At 44.3% G+C, this 16082-nt stretch carries 15 protein-coding genes; 9 read left to right on the top strand and 6 right to left on the bottom strand.

Going from position 1 to position 16082, the window contains the following annotated elements; all coding sequences use genetic code 11:
- Positions 1-13: 13 nt before the first annotated feature.
- The 3 genes from ureC (at position 14) to ACYPWY_RS08170 (ending at position 4468) form a co-directional block, all read left to right on the top strand.
- Positions 14-1723: an urease subunit alpha gene (ureC, locus tag ACYPWY_RS08160; protein ID WP_459684990.1), complete on the top strand. Its 1710-nt coding sequence runs from the start codon at positions 14-16 to the stop codon at positions 1721-1723.
- Between the two features lie 264 nt (positions 1724-1987).
- Entirely contained in the window at positions 1988-3799 is a 1812-nt protein-coding gene (locus ACYPWY_RS08165; protein WP_459684991.1) for a sensor histidine kinase, read from the top strand.
- A 24-nt stretch (positions 3800-3823) separates the two neighbouring features.
- Positions 3824-4468 (top strand): response regulator, encoded by a 645-nt coding sequence (locus tag ACYPWY_RS08170; RefSeq protein ID WP_459684993.1) that lies wholly within the window; start codon positions 3824-3826, stop codon positions 4466-4468.
- Positions 4469-4650: 182 nt separating this feature from the next.
- Here ACYPWY_RS08170 and ACYPWY_RS08175 read toward each other — a convergent pair whose 3' ends face one another.
- On the bottom strand, positions 4651-5007 hold the full coding sequence (locus ACYPWY_RS08175) for a winged helix-turn-helix transcriptional regulator (RefSeq protein ID WP_459685021.1): 357 nt from the start codon (positions 5005-5007) through the stop codon (positions 4651-4653).
- 164 nt (positions 5008-5171) lie between these two features.
- Between ACYPWY_RS08175 and ACYPWY_RS08180 the strand changes: the two genes are divergently transcribed.
- Positions 5172-5699, top strand: coding sequence for a DJ-1/PfpI family protein (locus ACYPWY_RS08180; RefSeq protein ID WP_459684995.1), 528 nt, complete (start codon positions 5172-5174; stop codon positions 5697-5699).
- A gap of 405 nt (positions 5700-6104) precedes the next feature.
- A complete protein-coding gene (locus tag ACYPWY_RS08185; RefSeq protein WP_459684997.1) occupies positions 6105-8567 on the top strand; it encodes an endonuclease MutS2 in 2463 nt (820 codons plus the stop codon).
- 9 nt (positions 8568-8576) lie between these two features.
- Here ACYPWY_RS08185 and ACYPWY_RS08190 read toward each other — a convergent pair whose 3' ends face one another.
- Complete coding sequence (locus tag ACYPWY_RS08190; protein WP_459684999.1) at positions 8577-8804, bottom strand: hypothetical protein; 228 nt, start codon at positions 8802-8804, stop codon at positions 8577-8579.
- A 381-nt stretch (positions 8805-9185) separates the two neighbouring features.
- On the opposite strand from ACYPWY_RS08190, the gene ACYPWY_RS08195 reads away from it, so the two are divergent.
- The 4 genes from ACYPWY_RS08195 (at position 9186) to ACYPWY_RS08210 (ending at position 12337) form a co-directional block, all read left to right on the top strand.
- On the top strand, positions 9186-9833 hold the full coding sequence (locus ACYPWY_RS08195; RefSeq protein ID WP_459685001.1) for a DUF5715 family protein: 648 nt from the start codon (positions 9186-9188) through the stop codon (positions 9831-9833).
- 3 nt (positions 9834-9836) lie between these two features.
- Entirely contained in the window at positions 9837-10601 is a 765-nt protein-coding gene (gene truA / locus ACYPWY_RS08200) for a tRNA pseudouridine(38-40) synthase TruA (protein WP_459685003.1), read from the top strand.
- A gap of 12 nt (positions 10602-10613) precedes the next feature.
- Positions 10614-11519 carry an EamA family transporter gene (locus ACYPWY_RS08205; RefSeq protein ID WP_459685004.1) on the top strand — a complete coding sequence of 302 codons (906 nt, stop codon included), beginning with the start codon at positions 10614-10616 and terminating at the stop codon, positions 11517-11519.
- A 131-nt stretch (positions 11520-11650) separates the two neighbouring features.
- A complete protein-coding gene (locus tag ACYPWY_RS08210) occupies positions 11651-12337 on the top strand; it encodes a DUF3256 family protein (RefSeq protein WP_459685006.1) in 687 nt (228 codons plus the stop codon).
- Between the two features lie 65 nt (positions 12338-12402).
- Here the strand turns inward: ACYPWY_RS08210 and sppA are convergent, their stop codons facing one another.
- From sppA to yidD, 4 genes are all read right to left on the bottom strand, one after another.
- Entirely contained in the window at positions 12403-14205 is a 1803-nt protein-coding gene (gene sppA / locus ACYPWY_RS08215) for a signal peptide peptidase SppA (protein WP_459685008.1), read from the bottom strand.
- Positions 14206-14304: 99 nt separating this feature from the next.
- Positions 14305-15297, bottom strand: a complete 993-nt coding sequence (locus tag ACYPWY_RS08220; RefSeq protein ID WP_459685010.1) for a PDDEXK nuclease domain-containing protein — start codon at positions 15295-15297, stop codon at positions 14305-14307.
- Positions 15288-15668, bottom strand: a complete 381-nt coding sequence (locus ACYPWY_RS08225; RefSeq protein WP_459685012.1) for a diacylglycerol kinase family protein — start codon at positions 15666-15668, stop codon at positions 15288-15290. Before ACYPWY_RS08225 ends, ACYPWY_RS08220 begins: the two co-directional genes overlap by 10 nt.
- 47 nt (positions 15669-15715) lie before the next feature.
- Positions 15716-15937: a membrane protein insertion efficiency factor YidD gene (gene yidD / locus ACYPWY_RS08230; RefSeq protein WP_459685013.1), complete on the bottom strand. Its 222-nt coding sequence runs from the start codon at positions 15935-15937 to the stop codon at positions 15716-15718.
- Positions 15938-16082: the final 145 nt, after the last annotated feature.

The raw sequence follows: 16082 nt of genomic DNA on the forward strand, positions 1-16082 counted from the left end.
AAACAGAAGAATTATGGCACAGATCGACAGAAAATTATATGCCTCAATGTACGGAATCACCACAGGCGATAAAGTTACCTTGGGCGACACCAACCTGAAGATACAAGTAGAAAAAGATTACACCATATACGGCGAAGAGTGCGTGTTTGGAGGAGGAAAAGTAATCAGGGACGGAATGGGGCAAGCCTCGGGTTTTAGCGATGAAGAAGTCCTCGATTTGGTAATAACCAATGTCCTTATAATAGATTACAAAGGCATTTACAAGGCGGATGTCGGCATTAAAAACGGCAAGATAAAAGGCGTAGGCAAAGCAGGGAACCCCCATATACAACAAGGAATAAGCCCGGGCTTGATTATCGGCGCCATCACGGAAGTTATTTCGGGCGAAGGGCAAATCCTGACGGCAGGAGCCATCGACACGCACGTGCACTACATCTGTCCGCAGCAATCGGACGAAGCTTTGGCTGCCGGAATCACCACGTTTGTCGGCGGCGGTACGGGTCCGGCTACCGGCACATACGCAACAACCTGTACGCCCGGCGCTTTTTACATACAAAAAATGATGGAAGCGACAGACAATATCCCCGTCAACTTTGGCTTTCTGGGAAAAGGAAATTCAAGCAAGCCCGCCGCCCTCGAAAGTCAGCTGAAAGCAGGAGTATTGGGCTTGAAATTGCACGAAGACTGGGGCTCGACACCGGCGGCTATCGATACCTGCCTGAAAGTCGCAGACGAATACGATGTGCAGGTCTGCATCCATACCGATTCTATCAACGAATGCGGATTTTTGGAAGATACGCTCAAAGCTTTTGACGGGCGCACCATACATACCTATCATACCGAAGGCGCCGGAGGCGGTCATGCCCCCGACATAATGAAAGTCTGCGGCTATTCCAATATCATCCCTTCGTCCACAACACCCACCAACCCGTACAGTATCAATACGGTGGACGAACATTTGGACATGCTGATGATATGCCATCATCTCGACCACGACAATCCCGAAGATGTAGCATTTGCCAAAAGCCGCATCCGTCAGGGTACAATTGGGGCGGAGGACTTCTTGCACGATATGGGCGCTATTTCCATCTTCACTTCCGACTCTCAGGCCATGGGACGTATAGGTGAAGTCATCTGCCGTACCTGGCAAATAGCCTCGCGGATGAAGGAAGTGAGAGGCGTTTTGCCCGAAGACGAATCGACCGGTTGCGATAATTATCGCGTGAAGCGCTATGTGGCGAAATACACCATCAATGCCGCATTGGCGCACGGATTATCCCACATAGTAGGTTCGATAGAAAGCGGCAAATTGGCCGACCTCGTTTTGTGGCGACCCGAATTCTTCGGTTCCAAACCCGAAACAATTATCAAGGGTGGCGCCATTGCCTATGCACAAATGGGCGACCCCAATGCCTCCATACCCACCCCCGAACCCTATATCTCGCGTCCGATGTATGGCGCATTGGGTAAAGCGGCAGGCGCCACCTCCTGCGTATTTGTCAGCGAAGCATCGCTCGACACGGTGAAAGGATATGGGCTGAATAAAATGGTAAACGCCGTAAAAGGGTGCCGGATAGTTTCTAAAAACGATTTGAAACTGAATAACTACATGCCCAAAATAGAGATCAACACAAAAACCTTTGAGGTATTGGTGGACGGAAAACCGATAGTCGCCCAACCTGCCAAAAAATTACCGTTGACGCAGTTGTATAATTTGTTTTGAGATACTGCTTATGTCTTTCGGTAAAGTACCCATAAAAGACTGCGCACGTTACGGATGAGATTCCTCTCTTTGGTCGGAATGACTCGCCTCTTAGTGGTTTAAGGGATGAGAAAGTGGCGGCGAAGCCGCCACTTTCTCATCCTTTCTCCAAAAAAGGAGACTGTCATTTCGAGCGTAGCGAGAAATCTCCTTCTCATATTTGTTGTACATTGTTTTAATAAAATATACCTTTGTGTTTTAACAATAAATAAAGGCAAACCGGTAATGACAAAAAGGAAAAATTACCAATACACGCTTCGGTTATACAACTGGATGTATGCCATTGCTTTGGCGATGGTTGGCATGTTGTCGTTTTCCTGTCAGATACTGATTCAGAATTACTTGTCGAATCAAAAATCGGATACTCACCTCATCAATTATGCGGCCAAGTTAAGATCCGATTCGCAGTCTCTGGTCAAATACGCCCTTTTACTCGAACAGGGACGGGATTACCGCTCGAACCGCAAAAACTTTGAAAATACCTACCGCCAGTGGAAAGAAACCTACCGCAGCTTGAGGGAAGGTAGCGATTTTCTCAATATTCCGCACAACGAAAATAAGGAACTGGACGAACTGTTCATCATCATCGACAAACCCTACAACGAAATGGTAGATGCCGCCGATGGAATGTGTCGGCAACTGTATGCCTCCGACAATTACAACGAAGCGGATATAAGTCCGTACATAGATGTACTGCTCAAAAACGAAAAAACCTACCTGCTGGGCATGGAGATGATTGTCTTCGATTACGACCGTGTGCTGCGGAATAACATTGATTTTTTGCGGAAACTGGAATGGATTTTATTCGGAATACTGGTGGTGTGCCTCATCCTCGAGATTTTTGTCATATTTAAACCACTCTCGAAAAAGTTGAAGGCATCGTTCACCGATTTGGTCGATACGGAAACCTATTCCCGCCAGTTGATAGAGCAAATACAGGAAACAAACAAGGAGCTGGAACAATCGCATAAAGAACTCAGGGAAGTGAACTTTGCCTTGGAAAAAGCAACATACCTGGTCAAAACCGACCTCTCGGGGAACATTATATACGCAAACGATAAATATTGCAACGTAACACGCTATTCCATGTCCGAATTGCGCGGAAAGCCGCTGTTCTACAACAATATGGGTGAAGAAAAGAGCATCATATACAGCCATATCGAAAATGCGGAAGTGAGAAATGAAGTGTGGCAGGGCGAAATATTCGACCATGCTTCGGACGGAACAGGTTTCTGGATGAATGTTACTCTGATGCCGATATTCAACAGCAAAGGGCAACTTTACAGGTATTATGCCATCTGTTTCGACATCACAAAAAGAAAACAGGTAGAAACAGAAATCCATCTGCTCATGGAAGAGAAGATGAAGCAAAAAGACGAACTTCAGAAAATTCGCTCCGAATCGATTATGGCCGGTGAAGAGCGGGAAAGAAAAAGAATAGCCGCCGAAATACACGACGACATAGGCCAGATGCTCACCGCGCTGAAGATGCGGATGGAAATTATAGAGGCCGATAAAAACAAGTCGAAAAAAGATTTGACAGAGATAAAAGACATCATCATATCCATTATCAACGAAACACGAAAAATTTGTGCCGAACTGCTTCCCAGTGTTTTGGACGATTTCGGGCTGAAAGCCGCCATAAACGATTTGCTGAAAACCATACGCACCTCCACCCGGTTGCAGGTGCAACTGCACGATAATATGGATGCCGGCTTGTTGACCGACACGCAGGAAATTGTTATATACCGGATTTTGCAGGAGGCCACAAATAACATTATCAAACACGCCGATGCCCGGAATATAGACATAACCTTGGAGTCCGATGCCGAAAATATCTATATCAAAATTCAGGACGATGGCATAGGTTTCGACTGGGATATGAACACTTTATACGATATGGAAGACGCCCGGAAAACCTACGGATTGATCAGTATGAAGGAACGAGCCGGTTTATTGGGAGCCAGCTTCAGGATACAGTCGGTGATAGGGGAGGGGACAACGATAGAGTTAGAAATACCTGTGCAAGAAATATAAAACCGGATAAGCCTGAGATATTAGATGAAAAAGATTAGCATTTTATTGGCCGACGACCACGAGATTTTCAGAAATGGGGTGGAATACCTGATAAATAACGAGCCCGACATGGACGTCATAGCAACCGCCATCAATGGATGGGAAGCCTTGCAGAAAGGAATTGAACTGCAGCCCGATATTATATTGATGGATATTTCGATGCCTGTGATGACCGGACTGGAAGCCGCCGCTAAATTGAAGGAAGAAGGCGTCAAGTCCGATATTATTTTCTTTTCGCTCTACGACAGAGACGATTATGTGTTGCAGTCGTTGAATATAGGCGTAAAAGGCTATATACTGAAAGATGCTCCGAATAATACATTCCTGAAATCAATCCGTCAGGTTACGAAGGGTCATTTTTTCTACTCGGGCGATCTGACCAATTTGCTGGTTACCGAATACCTGAAGAAAGACAAACAACCCGAAAAAAATCTGCGCACGCAACTCTCGAAACGTGAAGTGGAAATATTAAACCAGATAAGGGAAGGAAAGAACAACAAAGATTTGGCCACAACATACAACGTGAGCACACGTACCATAGAAGCCCACCGCCTCAATATTATGCGGAAATTGGGCGTGAAGCAAATAGAAGCCGCCATAGAGCTGGCTATTCACGAAAACATTATTTGAGAAGGCGAAGTCAATATAGGAACGCAAATTACGCAGATTACGCGAATTATCGCAATTTATATATTGTTTAAAATCGGTCAATTCATAAAATTATTTGCGTGAATTTGCCTAATCCGCGTAATTTGCGTTCTTTCTGTGTTAGGCTATTTACCCTCTTATTTCCGGTATATTCCAGCCTTTTTTTATTTATAGCGTTGTCTCGAGTTTAATATTTCTTGCGTGTTTTCCAGCGCCCAATCCACCAGGCTTTGAATGTGGGGCATCAGTTCGTAACCCGATTTGGTGAGCTTATACTCAACCTTGGGGGGAACCTCGGGATATATCGTTCTGTTTACCAGGCCATCGGCTTCCAGCGAGCGCAATGTTACGGCCAGCATCCGCTCCGAAACATCGCCGATAGAGCGGTATATATCGCTGAAACGCATGGCGCCATTCGCAGTTAGGGTAATCAGCACCAACAGCGACCACTTACTGCCCAGTCTGCTGAGAATAGTGCGTATGGGACAAGGTGTATTTTCGTCTGTGAGAAAGGTTTTCATGTTCTGTTCCGATGTATTTTGCTGTAAATCAATATTACTTACTTGCTTGTAAGTATGTTCTCTTTTTGTTCGCTCTTGCTTTCCTGAACTATTCAATGTATATTTACATCACAAAAGTAATAAACTTACTTTTGATAATTGTATTATTTAAACTATTTTAGATTATGGCAAAGAAAGTGGCAGTATTAGTAGTAAATCCGGTAAACGGATTTGGTTTGTTCCAATATTTGGAAGCATTTTTCGAAAACGGTATTCTTTATAAAACATTTGCGGTAGCCGATACCACCCAAATAAAGACAAATTCGGGAGTCAGCCTGCAAACTGACGATGTGATTGCCCAGCTGAAAGGACACGAAGATGAGTATGACGCACTGGCATTTGCCTGTGGAGATGCCATGCCCAAATTTGGCGAAAATGCAGGGAAACAGTACAATCAGGATATGTTGGCGGTGATAAGTAGTTTCAACGCCAAAGGCAAAGCATTGCTCGGACACTGTGCATTCGCCATGCTTCTCGACAATCTGGGAATAGGCAACGGCAAAAAAGTAGCGCTACACCCCTACGTCAAACCACACGTAAAGAACGTAATAGGAACAGACGAAAAATCGGTAATAGCCGGAAATCTCTACACCGCCCAAACCGAAAACACCGTTTGGACGCTCCTTCCCGAGTTTATTCAAAGCTTGAAGTAAGGTATAGAGCAACGAAGTGCAAAGACACGGAAGCGCAAAGGTTTGATTATCTTTGCGCTTTTTGGTTTATTTTATTAAACTACCTACCCCTAAGGCAAACGCATGAAAAATTTTACTGCTTATGTCTTTCGGTAAAGTTGCTGATATGAGCAGGAGATTTCTCGCTACGCCCGAAATGACAGTCTCCTTTTTAGGAGAGGGGAGGAAGAAGCGGCGGCGAAGCCGCCGCTTCTTCCTCCCTTAAACCACCAATAGGCAAGTCATTCCGACCAAAGGGAGGAATCTCATCCGTAACAGTAGTTCTAAAATTTTTCAGGTTTGCCCTGTACCTACAACAAAAAACTCTTGCAATTCAAAAAGAAATTGTACTTTTGCAACATTTATTAGAAATAAAGCTCATAATTAGTGATTTATCCCGAAAACTTTGAAGTTAAAATAGGATTCGACAAAATACGCCGCTTGCTTGGCGAAAAATGTTTAAGCAGTTTGGGCGAGGAATATGTCGGCAACATGTCCTTTTCAACCGATTACAGGGCCATATCGGAACAACTTTCGCAGACGGACGAATTTGTCCGCATCCTGCAAGGGGAGGACGATTTTCCGGTCAGCTTTTATTTTGATATACGCCCTTCGCTGAAAAATATACATGTAGAAGGGACTTGGCTCGACGAAAATACCTTGTTCGACTTGCGGCGGTCGCTGCAAACGATACACGAAATAGTGGCTTTTCTGAAAAATGAAGAGGGTGATGATGCCCTCTACCCTCATCTTCAGGCTTTAACCGGAGAAGTCGTTATTTTCCCCGATTTGATAAAGAAAATTGACAACATCCTCGATAAATTCGGTCGGGTTAAGGACAATGCCTCTCCCGAACTGAATCGCATCCGGCGGGAAATCTTCCAAACAACCGGCAGTATTTCCAAAACGCTCAATTCTATCCTCCGCTCGGCACAATCGGAAGGGCTTGTCGAAAAGGATGTGGCTCCTACCATGCGCGATGGGCGTTTGGTGATACCTGTCGCTCCGGCTTTCAAACGAAAATTGAAAGGCATTGTTCATGACGAATCGGCTTCGGGTAAAACCGTATTTATTGAACCTGCCGAGGTGGTGGAGGCAAACAACCGCATCAGGGAACTCGAAAACGAAGAGAAGCGGGAGATTATAAAAATATTCACCGCTTTCACCGATACCATACGCCCGTTGGCTCCCGACATCATTCAATCGTATGGTTTTCTTGCACTTATCGACTTCATCCGGGCAAAAGCAAATCTGTCCATCGAAATTGATGCGATTAAACCGGCGCTCGAAAATAGACAGCAAATATGCTGGGACAAGGCCAGGCATCCGCTGCTCTATCTTTCGCACAAACGGCAAAACAGGGAAACTGTTCCCCTTGATATATACCTCGACGAAACAAACCGCATCCTGATTATCTCCGGCCCCAATGCAGGAGGTAAGTCCGTGTGTCTGAAAACGGTAGGCTTGCTTCAATACATGCTGCAATGCGGTATGCCGATTCCTTTGAGCGAGAGTTCGAGGGTGGGTATGTTCAACGATATTTTCATTGATATAGGCGACGAACAATCCATCGAAAACGACCTGAGTACATACAGTTCTCACCTGACCAACATGAAGTTCTTCGTCCGAAATTGCAACCCCCAAAGCATCTTGCTGATAGATGAATTTGGCGGCGGAACCGAGCCCCAGATTGGCGGAGCCATTGCCGAATCGCTGCTGAAAAGGTTTAACGAAAAAGCTTCGTTCGGAATCATAACCACCCACTATCAGAATCTGAAACATTTTGCCAACGAAAACGAGGGCGTGATAAACGGGGCGATGCTCTACGACCGACACCTGATGCAACCCCTGTTTATGTTGTCGATTGGTAATCCGGGTAGTTCGTTTGCTATCGAAATTGCCCGGAAAATAGGATTGCCCGAGGATGTTATCGCCGATGCTTCCGAAATTGTGGGGAGCGATTACATAAACATGGACAAATACCTTCAGGACATTGTCCGCGATAAACGTTACTGGGAGGCCAAACGGCAGAATATCCGCCAAAAAGAAAAGCGACTGGATGAAATTACCTCGACCTACGAAACGGATTTGGCCGCCATCGGAAAACAACGGAAAGAAATAATAACGAAAGCCCGAACCGAAGCCGAAACGCTGCTCTCGGAAGCCAACGCCAGAATCGAAAATACCATCCGCAACATACGGGAGGCGCAGGCCGAAAAGGAAAAGACCAAGCAGGCGCGTCAAAGTCTGAATGAATTTAAAGACAGCCTCAAAGACGAAGAAGACAAGGCAAACGACAAAATCAGCCGCAAAATACAGAAGTTGAAGGAGCGCGAACAGGCCACCAGAAATAAAACAAAGAACAGGGAAGAACAAAAAAACGAACTTGTTTCGGTCGGCGACAATGTCCGCATAAAAGGGCAAACAACTGTCGGCGAAGTGATTGATATACAGGATAAGAACGCCATCGTAGCTTTTGGCATGATAAAAACCACCACCAAGCTCAACTCGCTCGAACGTGTCGGCAAGAACCAGATGAAACGCGAGGCGCAATTGTCGGGTACCGTATCCAAAGCCCGCGATATTATTAACGAGAAGAAACTCAACTTCAAACTCGATATTGACGTGCGGGGTATGCGCGGTGAGGAGGCCTTGAATGCCGTAATGTACTTCATCGACGATGCCATCCAGTTAAGCGTTTCCCGCGTCCGCATCCTTCACGGAACAGGAACAGGCATCCTGCGTCAACTTATCAGGGATTACCTGCGCACCGTAAACGGCATCAGCAACTTCCAGGACGAGCACGTGCAATTTGGCGGAGCCGGTATTACTGTTGTGGATTTGGAATGAGGGCTGCAGTTATTCGCAAATACTATTCAATATAGCTTCGAGAATAACTTTATATTTCTTTGGCGTACCTTTGTATTGATAGAAGCTGTATATTAAATTTTGAAACTCTTTCGGGGTCAATTGATCCATAACCTCAACTGTATAGCTGGCTAGCAACTCAAAACCGAATGGATGTATGTTGCTGTTGTGATTGATGAATGTGTGCTTACGAAAAGCAAAGCCATTGATTCGACTCACCAGCAAAATTGTGTTTAGCCCTCTAAATCATAGCCCATCGGGCTTACATATCAATAGAAAACAGTCTCCCCCATACACAGATTGTCCGTAGGACATTCACCGATTTATCCGTGTATCCCCTACGGGGAAAATGGTTAATCGTAATGCTAATTTTCTATTGATATGGATGTCCTACGGACAATTGTCGTAAAAATAAGTGTCGTCCCTGCGGGACTAGATTTTGCCGGTAAACCGAAAAAAGTCCGAAGAACTTTTTTCATGGTTTGCCCTATCCCAAACAGGCCTACAACTATTTCGCCCTGATAAAAAAATTGAACCCGAAAATTTAATATTTGAACTTTAAACGTTTTTTTGTACTTTTGTGGCTTTATAGTTTTGGGGATGAGATACGGTTATTTATATTTATTGTTGTTCTGCTTACTATTTTCGTGTAGTTCTCCTAAAGAAGAAGCGGATAGCCTTAGCCCTCAGGAAATTAAAAAGTTCAACGGCAATTATGGTAAAACTTTCGACGATTTGCACGAGGTTCAGATTGTTGCCGCCCAAAAGAATGGCATAGCTCCCATGACTACCCGGGACGACACCCTGAAAATAAAAGACAAACTGGTACGCATCCCCAAAGAATTGGCTTACTACAAAGTGGATAAGCTAAAACATTCGGTGCCCTACCTCGTGCCAAAGGCTTCCGATTTGTTGCTGAAAATAAGTATCAACTTCCGTGATTCGCTCAACAGTAAAAAATTGCCCATCTACAAACCGATTATCACCAGCCTGACCCGTACCGAAGAAGACGTTAAGAGCCTGACCAAACGAAACGGCAACGCCAGTCAAAAATCGACCCATTGCTACGGAACAACTTTCGATATTTCGTGGCGCAGGTTCGAGAAACAAAACCCTTACGGAAAAGAGCTGAGTTCGGACAAGCTAAAATTGGTGCTGGGAGAGGTTCTGAGCGACCTGAAACAGCTGGATATGTGCTATGTGAAGCACGAACGCAAACAGGCTTGTTTCCATATAACTGTGAGGTAAATTATGGCAAACCGTTACTTTCTCTATTTATCGTATAATGGCGCAAACTACTGCGGCTGGCAGAGGCAACCCAATGGTAAAGCTGTTCAGGAAGTTATTGAAGATAGCCTGACCACCTTGCTCCGCCGCGAAACGCCGGTTGTGGGAGCGGGACGCACCGACGCCGAAGTGAATGCACGGATGATGGTCGCGCATTTCGATGCCGAGATAGACGATGCCGAAGCTCAAAAGCTGATTTACAAACTGAATGGCTTTTTACCCAAAGACATTGCAATACAGCAGATAATACAGGTGAATGAGGATGCCCACGCCCGTTTTGACGCCACTTCGAGGCTATACCGCTATTACATCACTACCCGAAAAGATCCCTTTCTGGTCGATTCGCATTACCGTATTTCCGAAGAATTGGATGTGGACAGAATGAATGCCTGCGCCAACATCCTGTTCGAGTTTGAAGATTTCTCCAGTTTCAGCAAATTGCATACCGATGTGAAAACGAACAACTGCCGGATGATGCAGGCTCAATGGGAAAAGAAAGGGCGCGAATACATATTCACGGTGCAGGCCAACCGCTTCCTGCGGAACATGGTGCGGGCAATTGTCGGTACGCTGATAGAAGCAGGCCGGGGGAAACTCGACGAAACAGGTCTGCGTAACGTTATCCTTGCCAAAAACAGGCAACTGGCAGGATGTTCGGTTCCCGGGCACGCGCTGTTTCTGGAAGAAATTGAGTACCCCGATAGTGTATTCAAACGACAATCAATTTAATTTACAAACAGCATGTGGTTATTATTAGCATTTCTTTCGGCATTTTTTTTGGGATGTTACGACATAAGTAAAAAAACTTCGCTACAAGGAAATGCCGTTATTCCGGTATTGTTTTTCAATACGCTTTTTTGCACCTTATTATTCACCCCTTTATTTTTGTTGTCGCGGTTTTATCCCGAACTACTGGGCGATACTATTTTCTATATCCCCGCCGTTAGCCTCGAAACCCATTCGTTCATCATTGTCAAATCGGTGATTGTGCTTTCGTCTTGGATATTCGGGTACTTTGCCGTCAAGCAACTGCCGCTGACTATTACAGGCCCCATCAATGCAACCCGTCCGGTTATGACGCTCGTAGGAGCCTTGTTAATATTCGGCGAGCGATTGAATCTGTATCAATGGATTGGTGTTTTGCTTACCATTATCTCCGTGTTTCTGTTATCGGCAACGGGGCGGAAAGAGGGAATAAACTTCCGCCGCAACAAATGGATATTGTTCATGTTCTTCGCAGCGGTGTTGGGCGCTATCAGCGGATTGTACGACAAATACCTGATGCAGCTTTACAGTTCCACCGCCGTGCAGTTTTGGTACAACTTGTATCAATGCATTCTGATGTTCGTTGTGCTTATTGTATTGTGGTATCCCGGGCGGGCAAAAACAACGCCATTCAGATGGAAATGGAACATCATTCTGGTCTCTCTGTTTTTAACCATTGCCGATTTCGTCTATTTCTATGCCTTGACCGATCCGAATGCGATGATTTCGATTGTTTCGATGATTCGCCGAGGCTCTGTTGTAGTTTCTTTTGCCGGAGGAGTCTTGTTTTTCCATGAAAAAAATCTAAAAGGCAAGCTAATCGACCTGATTTTAATCATAATAGGAATGTTTTTCCTATATTTGGGAACGAAAGCCCCCTAATCCCCCGTAGGGGGACTTTTAAGCCTCCAAAAGCTTTTACCTTTTCCTTTCTCCTTTTGGAGAAAGTCCCCGTAGGGGGATAGAGGCCGGGGAGGTTGGAGGGGCTGGGTTTTATTTATACTATATGCAATATGAAAAAATTATCGTTACTCTTACTATTTACCGTTGTTGTATGGCCCTTGCAGGCACAAAACATAAGCAGTATATTTCTCTCTGCTCCCGATGATGTTTTGTTTGGGATGGATGCATCAAGCAAAAACCTGTTGCTCGCCAACCCGAACGACACAGTTGTGGTGGAAGTCGCTTCGGCGCTAAACGGGAAAGTAAAACGCCTGGGAATATCCGATGATTTTATCGCATTGGAAACATCCTCTGTTGGCGCCTTGCAACTCAAGTTGCTGCCTTTGATAAACAATTCGCAGATTGTTTGTGTGGTAAATACCGTCTGCGGAAAATCCTGCGACAGTCGCATCCGTTTCTACACCACCGATTGGTCTCCACTAGAGAATACCACGGCGCTTTTCCCTCAATTAAATGCCGATTCGTTTATTAAGCCGGATGTTGATCGCACAAGCGACGATTTCCGAAATGCCTCGGTCGCCCTGGATCTGCCGGTAATAAAACTGGAACTCAACGCAACAGACACCGCCATAAATGCCTGTCTTGATATAGAAAGCTATTTGTCGGAAGAAGACTACGAAAAAATCAAACCGTTTTTAATTGATTCGCCCAAGGTTTTTAATTGGGATAAAAGCGGGTTTCGGGAATTAAGAATTGAGAATACGACTTCTGTCATTGCGGGTCGGATCCTGCAATGACAAGCTCAAAAAAGGGCAGGCGAACCCTGCCCCTACGTTGACCCATTAACCTTGTACTTCAAACTTCAATACCGAATCCTGTCGGGCATAACGGCCATCTTAACATCCATCTTTTGAAGGCTTTTCAGGAGGAGCTTTTGGCTGTATTCCTCTTCGCCCATGAAAAATCTCAGGGCTTTGACTTTGGTACTGCCTAACGATTCTTCCAGCAGTTGGCTGAAGAAATCTTTTTTCGCCGGATATTTGGCAAGGATGTATGCGTCTATTTTGGCTGCTTCGGCGGCAATTTTCAGGGCGTCTTCTATGTTTCCCAGTTTGTCCACCAATCCTATTTCCAAGGCTTGTTTGCCTGTCCACACGCGCCCTTGTCCGATGGAATCAATTTCGGCTTTTGTTTTTGAGCGGCCGTCGGCGCAACGGGTAAGGAACAAGTCGTATCCGTTCTCAACGTATTTTTGAAGCATACGCGATTCTTCATCGGTGAATCCGCGCGATTGGGCGCTGATAAGGAATGGTATGCCAAATCTCATACCGCCATAACCGCCATGTGCGTTGGTGTTGACTTCGTCGAAAGTTACTCCCATTTTCCTGGCCAGTTCGGAGCCATCGGGTATCAAGCCGAATATGCCGATTGAGCCGGTCAGGGTTGTTGGTTCGGCGACAATGGTATTGGCCGCGCACGAAATATAGTAACCGCCCGATGCCGCATACGTTCCCATGGATACAACAACCGGTTTCACAGCTTTTAGTTCTGTTAGGGCATTCCATATCTGTTCTGAGGCAAAAGCGCTTCCGCCGGGCGAGTTGACACGGAAGACGACCGCTTTTACGTCCTCATCTTCTTTGAGCTTCTTCAACTCTTTTACATATTCTTTGGCCGTAATAACGGGGTCGGACGAAAAAATGCTGCTGCCGCTCTCCGCATCCACTATTTCGCCCTCGGCATACAATACGGCAATTTTATCTTTGCCGCTTTCTTTTTTCTTGAACGCTATGCTTGTCAGGTCTTTTACCGAGGCCAGATTCAGGTCATCTTTTTCATCTGTTCCGGTAAGGGATTTCAGGTAGGCTTCCAGGTTGTTTGCGTACATCAATGTGTCTATCATGCCATATTTTACAATGCTATCCACTTTCTCAAAAGTCAGGCATTGGTCGGCGTACTGGTTGAGTTGCGCTACCGGAATATTTCTGCATCCGGAGATGCCGTTTAGTATATGAGTCCACACATCGTTTATGTACGAGCTTGTTTGTAAACGGTTTGCATCGCTCATCTGATCCTGAATATAAGGCTCGACAGCCGATTTAAACGTTCCGACTTTGAACACCTGCATTTTTATTCCCAGCTTTTCGTACATACCTCTGACAAACATAATACCCGCACTCACTCCGTGAAAATCGAATGTGCCGCTGGGATTCATAATCACCTTGTCGGCTGTAGATGCAATATAATAAGCGCCTTGCGAATACGAATCGCCGTAAGCAACAACAAATTTGCCCGATTCCTTGAAGTCAATCAAGGCATTTCTTACCGGCTCCATATCGGCAATTCCGCAATTGAGGCTGCCGGCTTTGATATAAATACCTTTTATCTCGTCGTTTTCTTTTGCTTTTTTTATGGCATCGGTCATATCGTCCAAGCCAGTACTTTCCGATTCGCCCAACAGCGCCGCAAATGGGCTTGAGTTTTCGCGCTCGTTAATCACGCCATTCAAGTCGAGAACAAGTATGGTCTTATCTTCCAAATGATAACCCGATGAGCCACTCATGGCAATGCCGATAAAAACAAGGAAGGACAAAAATCCAAGAATACTTGCACCAATAATTACGCCCAGGATAGAGGCAAATAAGGTTTTGAAGAAATCTTTCATAATTATGTGATTTTTAAGTAGATATTTTTAGTTCATCGCTAATAGTATTCGATGCAGTTTTTTCATGATGTGGTAGAGTTTGTATGAGTTATGGCGTAATTATTTGTCTCTTTCATTGTCAAATAATTCATTAAGTTTTTGTTGCAGCATCTTTTTGTCAGGGAGTTGAGTTTGGTATTGCGAAACCATTGTCGGAGATAAGTAACGGCTCAAAGCGTATTCAACTACTGTGTCGTCCTTGTCTTTACACAGCAAGATACCGATGCTTGGATTTTCGTGTGGTTTTCTGACATCTCTGTCTAATGCCTCCAAATAGAAATTAAGTTGTCTCAAATGTTCGGGTTTAAATTTGTCTGCTTTAAGTTCAAACGCTATCAGGCATTGTAAATCTCTGTGATAAAAAAGCAAATCAATATAACAATCGCTATTTCCTACCTGAACCCTAAATTCTTCACCCACAAATAAAAAATCTTTTCCTATTTCAAGGATGAATCTTTTCATATCACTCAGCAATCCTTTCTGTAAATCACTTTCACTATGAGATTCCGGCAATCCAATAAATTCAAACACATAATCATCTTTGAAACAATTAATTATATTGCCATGCAAAACTCTCACCACTGGTGAGAGTTTTGCATTACCTAACATGGTTCTTTCAAAAAGACTACTATTGATTTGTCGGTCCAATTCTCTTGTACTATATTTTTCCTGGCTTGTCAAACGAAGATAGAATTCTTTCTCTTCGAGTGTTTTTGTTCTGCTCAAGATAGTAAGATTATTTGTCCAGCTAATTTCTCTCAGCAGTGCTGAGAGTTTTGGATTTTCCTTGTATGTTTCATAGAATTGCCTCATCCGCCAAAGGTTTTTGTCGGAGAATCCTTTCAGATTTGGCTCTGTCCGGGACAAATAATCCGCTAATTCTTTCACAACCGATTGCCCCCAATCCGATTGAGCCACACGGTCGCTAATGTATTGTCCAATATTCCAATAAAGATTGATAAGCTCCGTATTGACGGACTTTATGGCATTCCATTGCGATTGCTTAATCAATCGGATAATATCGGTAAATTCTTGCTGTCGATTCAATTGCATAACACCACTATTTTAGGTAAAAATATAATCAATCCGATTATTGCCGAGATAATCGCTCCGATAAGTACGGCGCCTGCCGATAAATCCTTAATTTTTTTAATCATCGCATGTCTTTCCGGCGAAACAAAGTCGGCCATATTTTCGATGGCAGAGTTGATTAGTTCCAATGCCATTACAAAACCAATACAAAAAATGACAGCAATCCATTCGTAAGTCGTGATTTTCAACAGAAATCCGGCTATCAATACGCATAGCGACACAAAAATATGAATCCACGAATTATGCTCCTCTCGAATCATTATTCTCAATCCGTTAAAAGCATATTTAAAGCTTCTCAATCTATTTTTTAACGAAAACTTTTGCTGTTTCATTCTATATATCGTTCGTTGTTGCTGTCAATAAGAGTTTGTAAAGCAAATCAGGGCGCCGGGTCGTAACCATGTCCGCCCCAGGGATGGCAACGAGCTATGCGTTTAACTGCCAGCCAAAAGCCCTTCAATGGCCCATGCTTTTTTATGGCTTGTATCGCATATTCCGAGCAGGTGGGAGCGTATCGGCACGCAGCCGGAGTCAGTGGCGATATGCAGTATTTGTAAAAATAGACCGGCAAAATTAATATGTATGAAAATACTTTTTTCATTCTTTCGGTACTTCTTTCAGAAACTGTTTAAATTTTATTTGAGATTTATTTTATTGAGCATAATCATAATAAAAGCAAGATGAATCATAGCCTCACTTGAGCTTATTGTATATTCATAGTCTTTAGCCAAGCGTCTGAAATTTTC

Source organism: Viscerimonas tarda, from assembly GCF_054601255.1.

What these genes read in the sequence shown, in the direction of transcription:
- ACYPWY_RS08225 (WP_459685012.1), bottom strand. Translation starts at nt 15,668, where the DNA reads ATGAAACAGCAAAAGTTTTCGTTAAAAAATAGATTGAGAAGCTTTAAA.
- yidD (WP_459685013.1), bottom strand. Translation starts at nt 15,937, where the DNA reads ATGAAAAAAGTATTTTCATACATATTAATTTTGCCGGTCTATTTTTAC.
- ACYPWY_RS08220 (WP_459685010.1), bottom strand. Translation starts at nt 15,297, where the DNA reads ATGCAATTGAATCGACAGCAAGAATTTACCGATATTATCCGATTGATT.
- ACYPWY_RS08170 (WP_459684993.1), top strand. Translation starts at nt 3,824, where the DNA reads ATGAAAAAGATTAGCATTTTATTGGCCGACGACCACGAGATTTTCAGA.
- ACYPWY_RS08195 (WP_459685001.1), top strand. Translation starts at nt 9,186, where the DNA reads ATGAGATACGGTTATTTATATTTATTGTTGTTCTGCTTACTATTTTCG.
- ACYPWY_RS08205 (WP_459685004.1), top strand. Translation starts at nt 10,614, where the DNA reads ATGTGGTTATTATTAGCATTTCTTTCGGCATTTTTTTTGGGATGTTAC.
- sppA (WP_459685008.1), bottom strand. Translation starts at nt 14,205, where the DNA reads ATGAAAGATTTCTTCAAAACCTTATTTGCCTCTATCCTGGGCGTAATT.
- ACYPWY_RS08210 (WP_459685006.1), top strand. Translation starts at nt 11,651, where the DNA reads ATGAAAAAATTATCGTTACTCTTACTATTTACCGTTGTTGTATGGCCC.
- ACYPWY_RS08165 (WP_459684991.1), top strand. Translation starts at nt 1,988, where the DNA reads ATGACAAAAAGGAAAAATTACCAATACACGCTTCGGTTATACAACTGG.
- ureC (WP_459684990.1), top strand. Translation starts at nt 14, where the DNA reads ATGGCACAGATCGACAGAAAATTATATGCCTCAATGTACGGAATCACC.
- ACYPWY_RS08175 (WP_459685021.1), bottom strand. Translation starts at nt 5,007, where the DNA reads ATGAAAACCTTTCTCACAGACGAAAATACACCTTGTCCCATACGCACT.
- truA (WP_459685003.1), top strand. Translation starts at nt 9,837, where the DNA reads ATGGCAAACCGTTACTTTCTCTATTTATCGTATAATGGCGCAAACTAC.
- ACYPWY_RS08180 (WP_459684995.1), top strand. Translation starts at nt 5,172, where the DNA reads ATGGCAAAGAAAGTGGCAGTATTAGTAGTAAATCCGGTAAACGGATTT.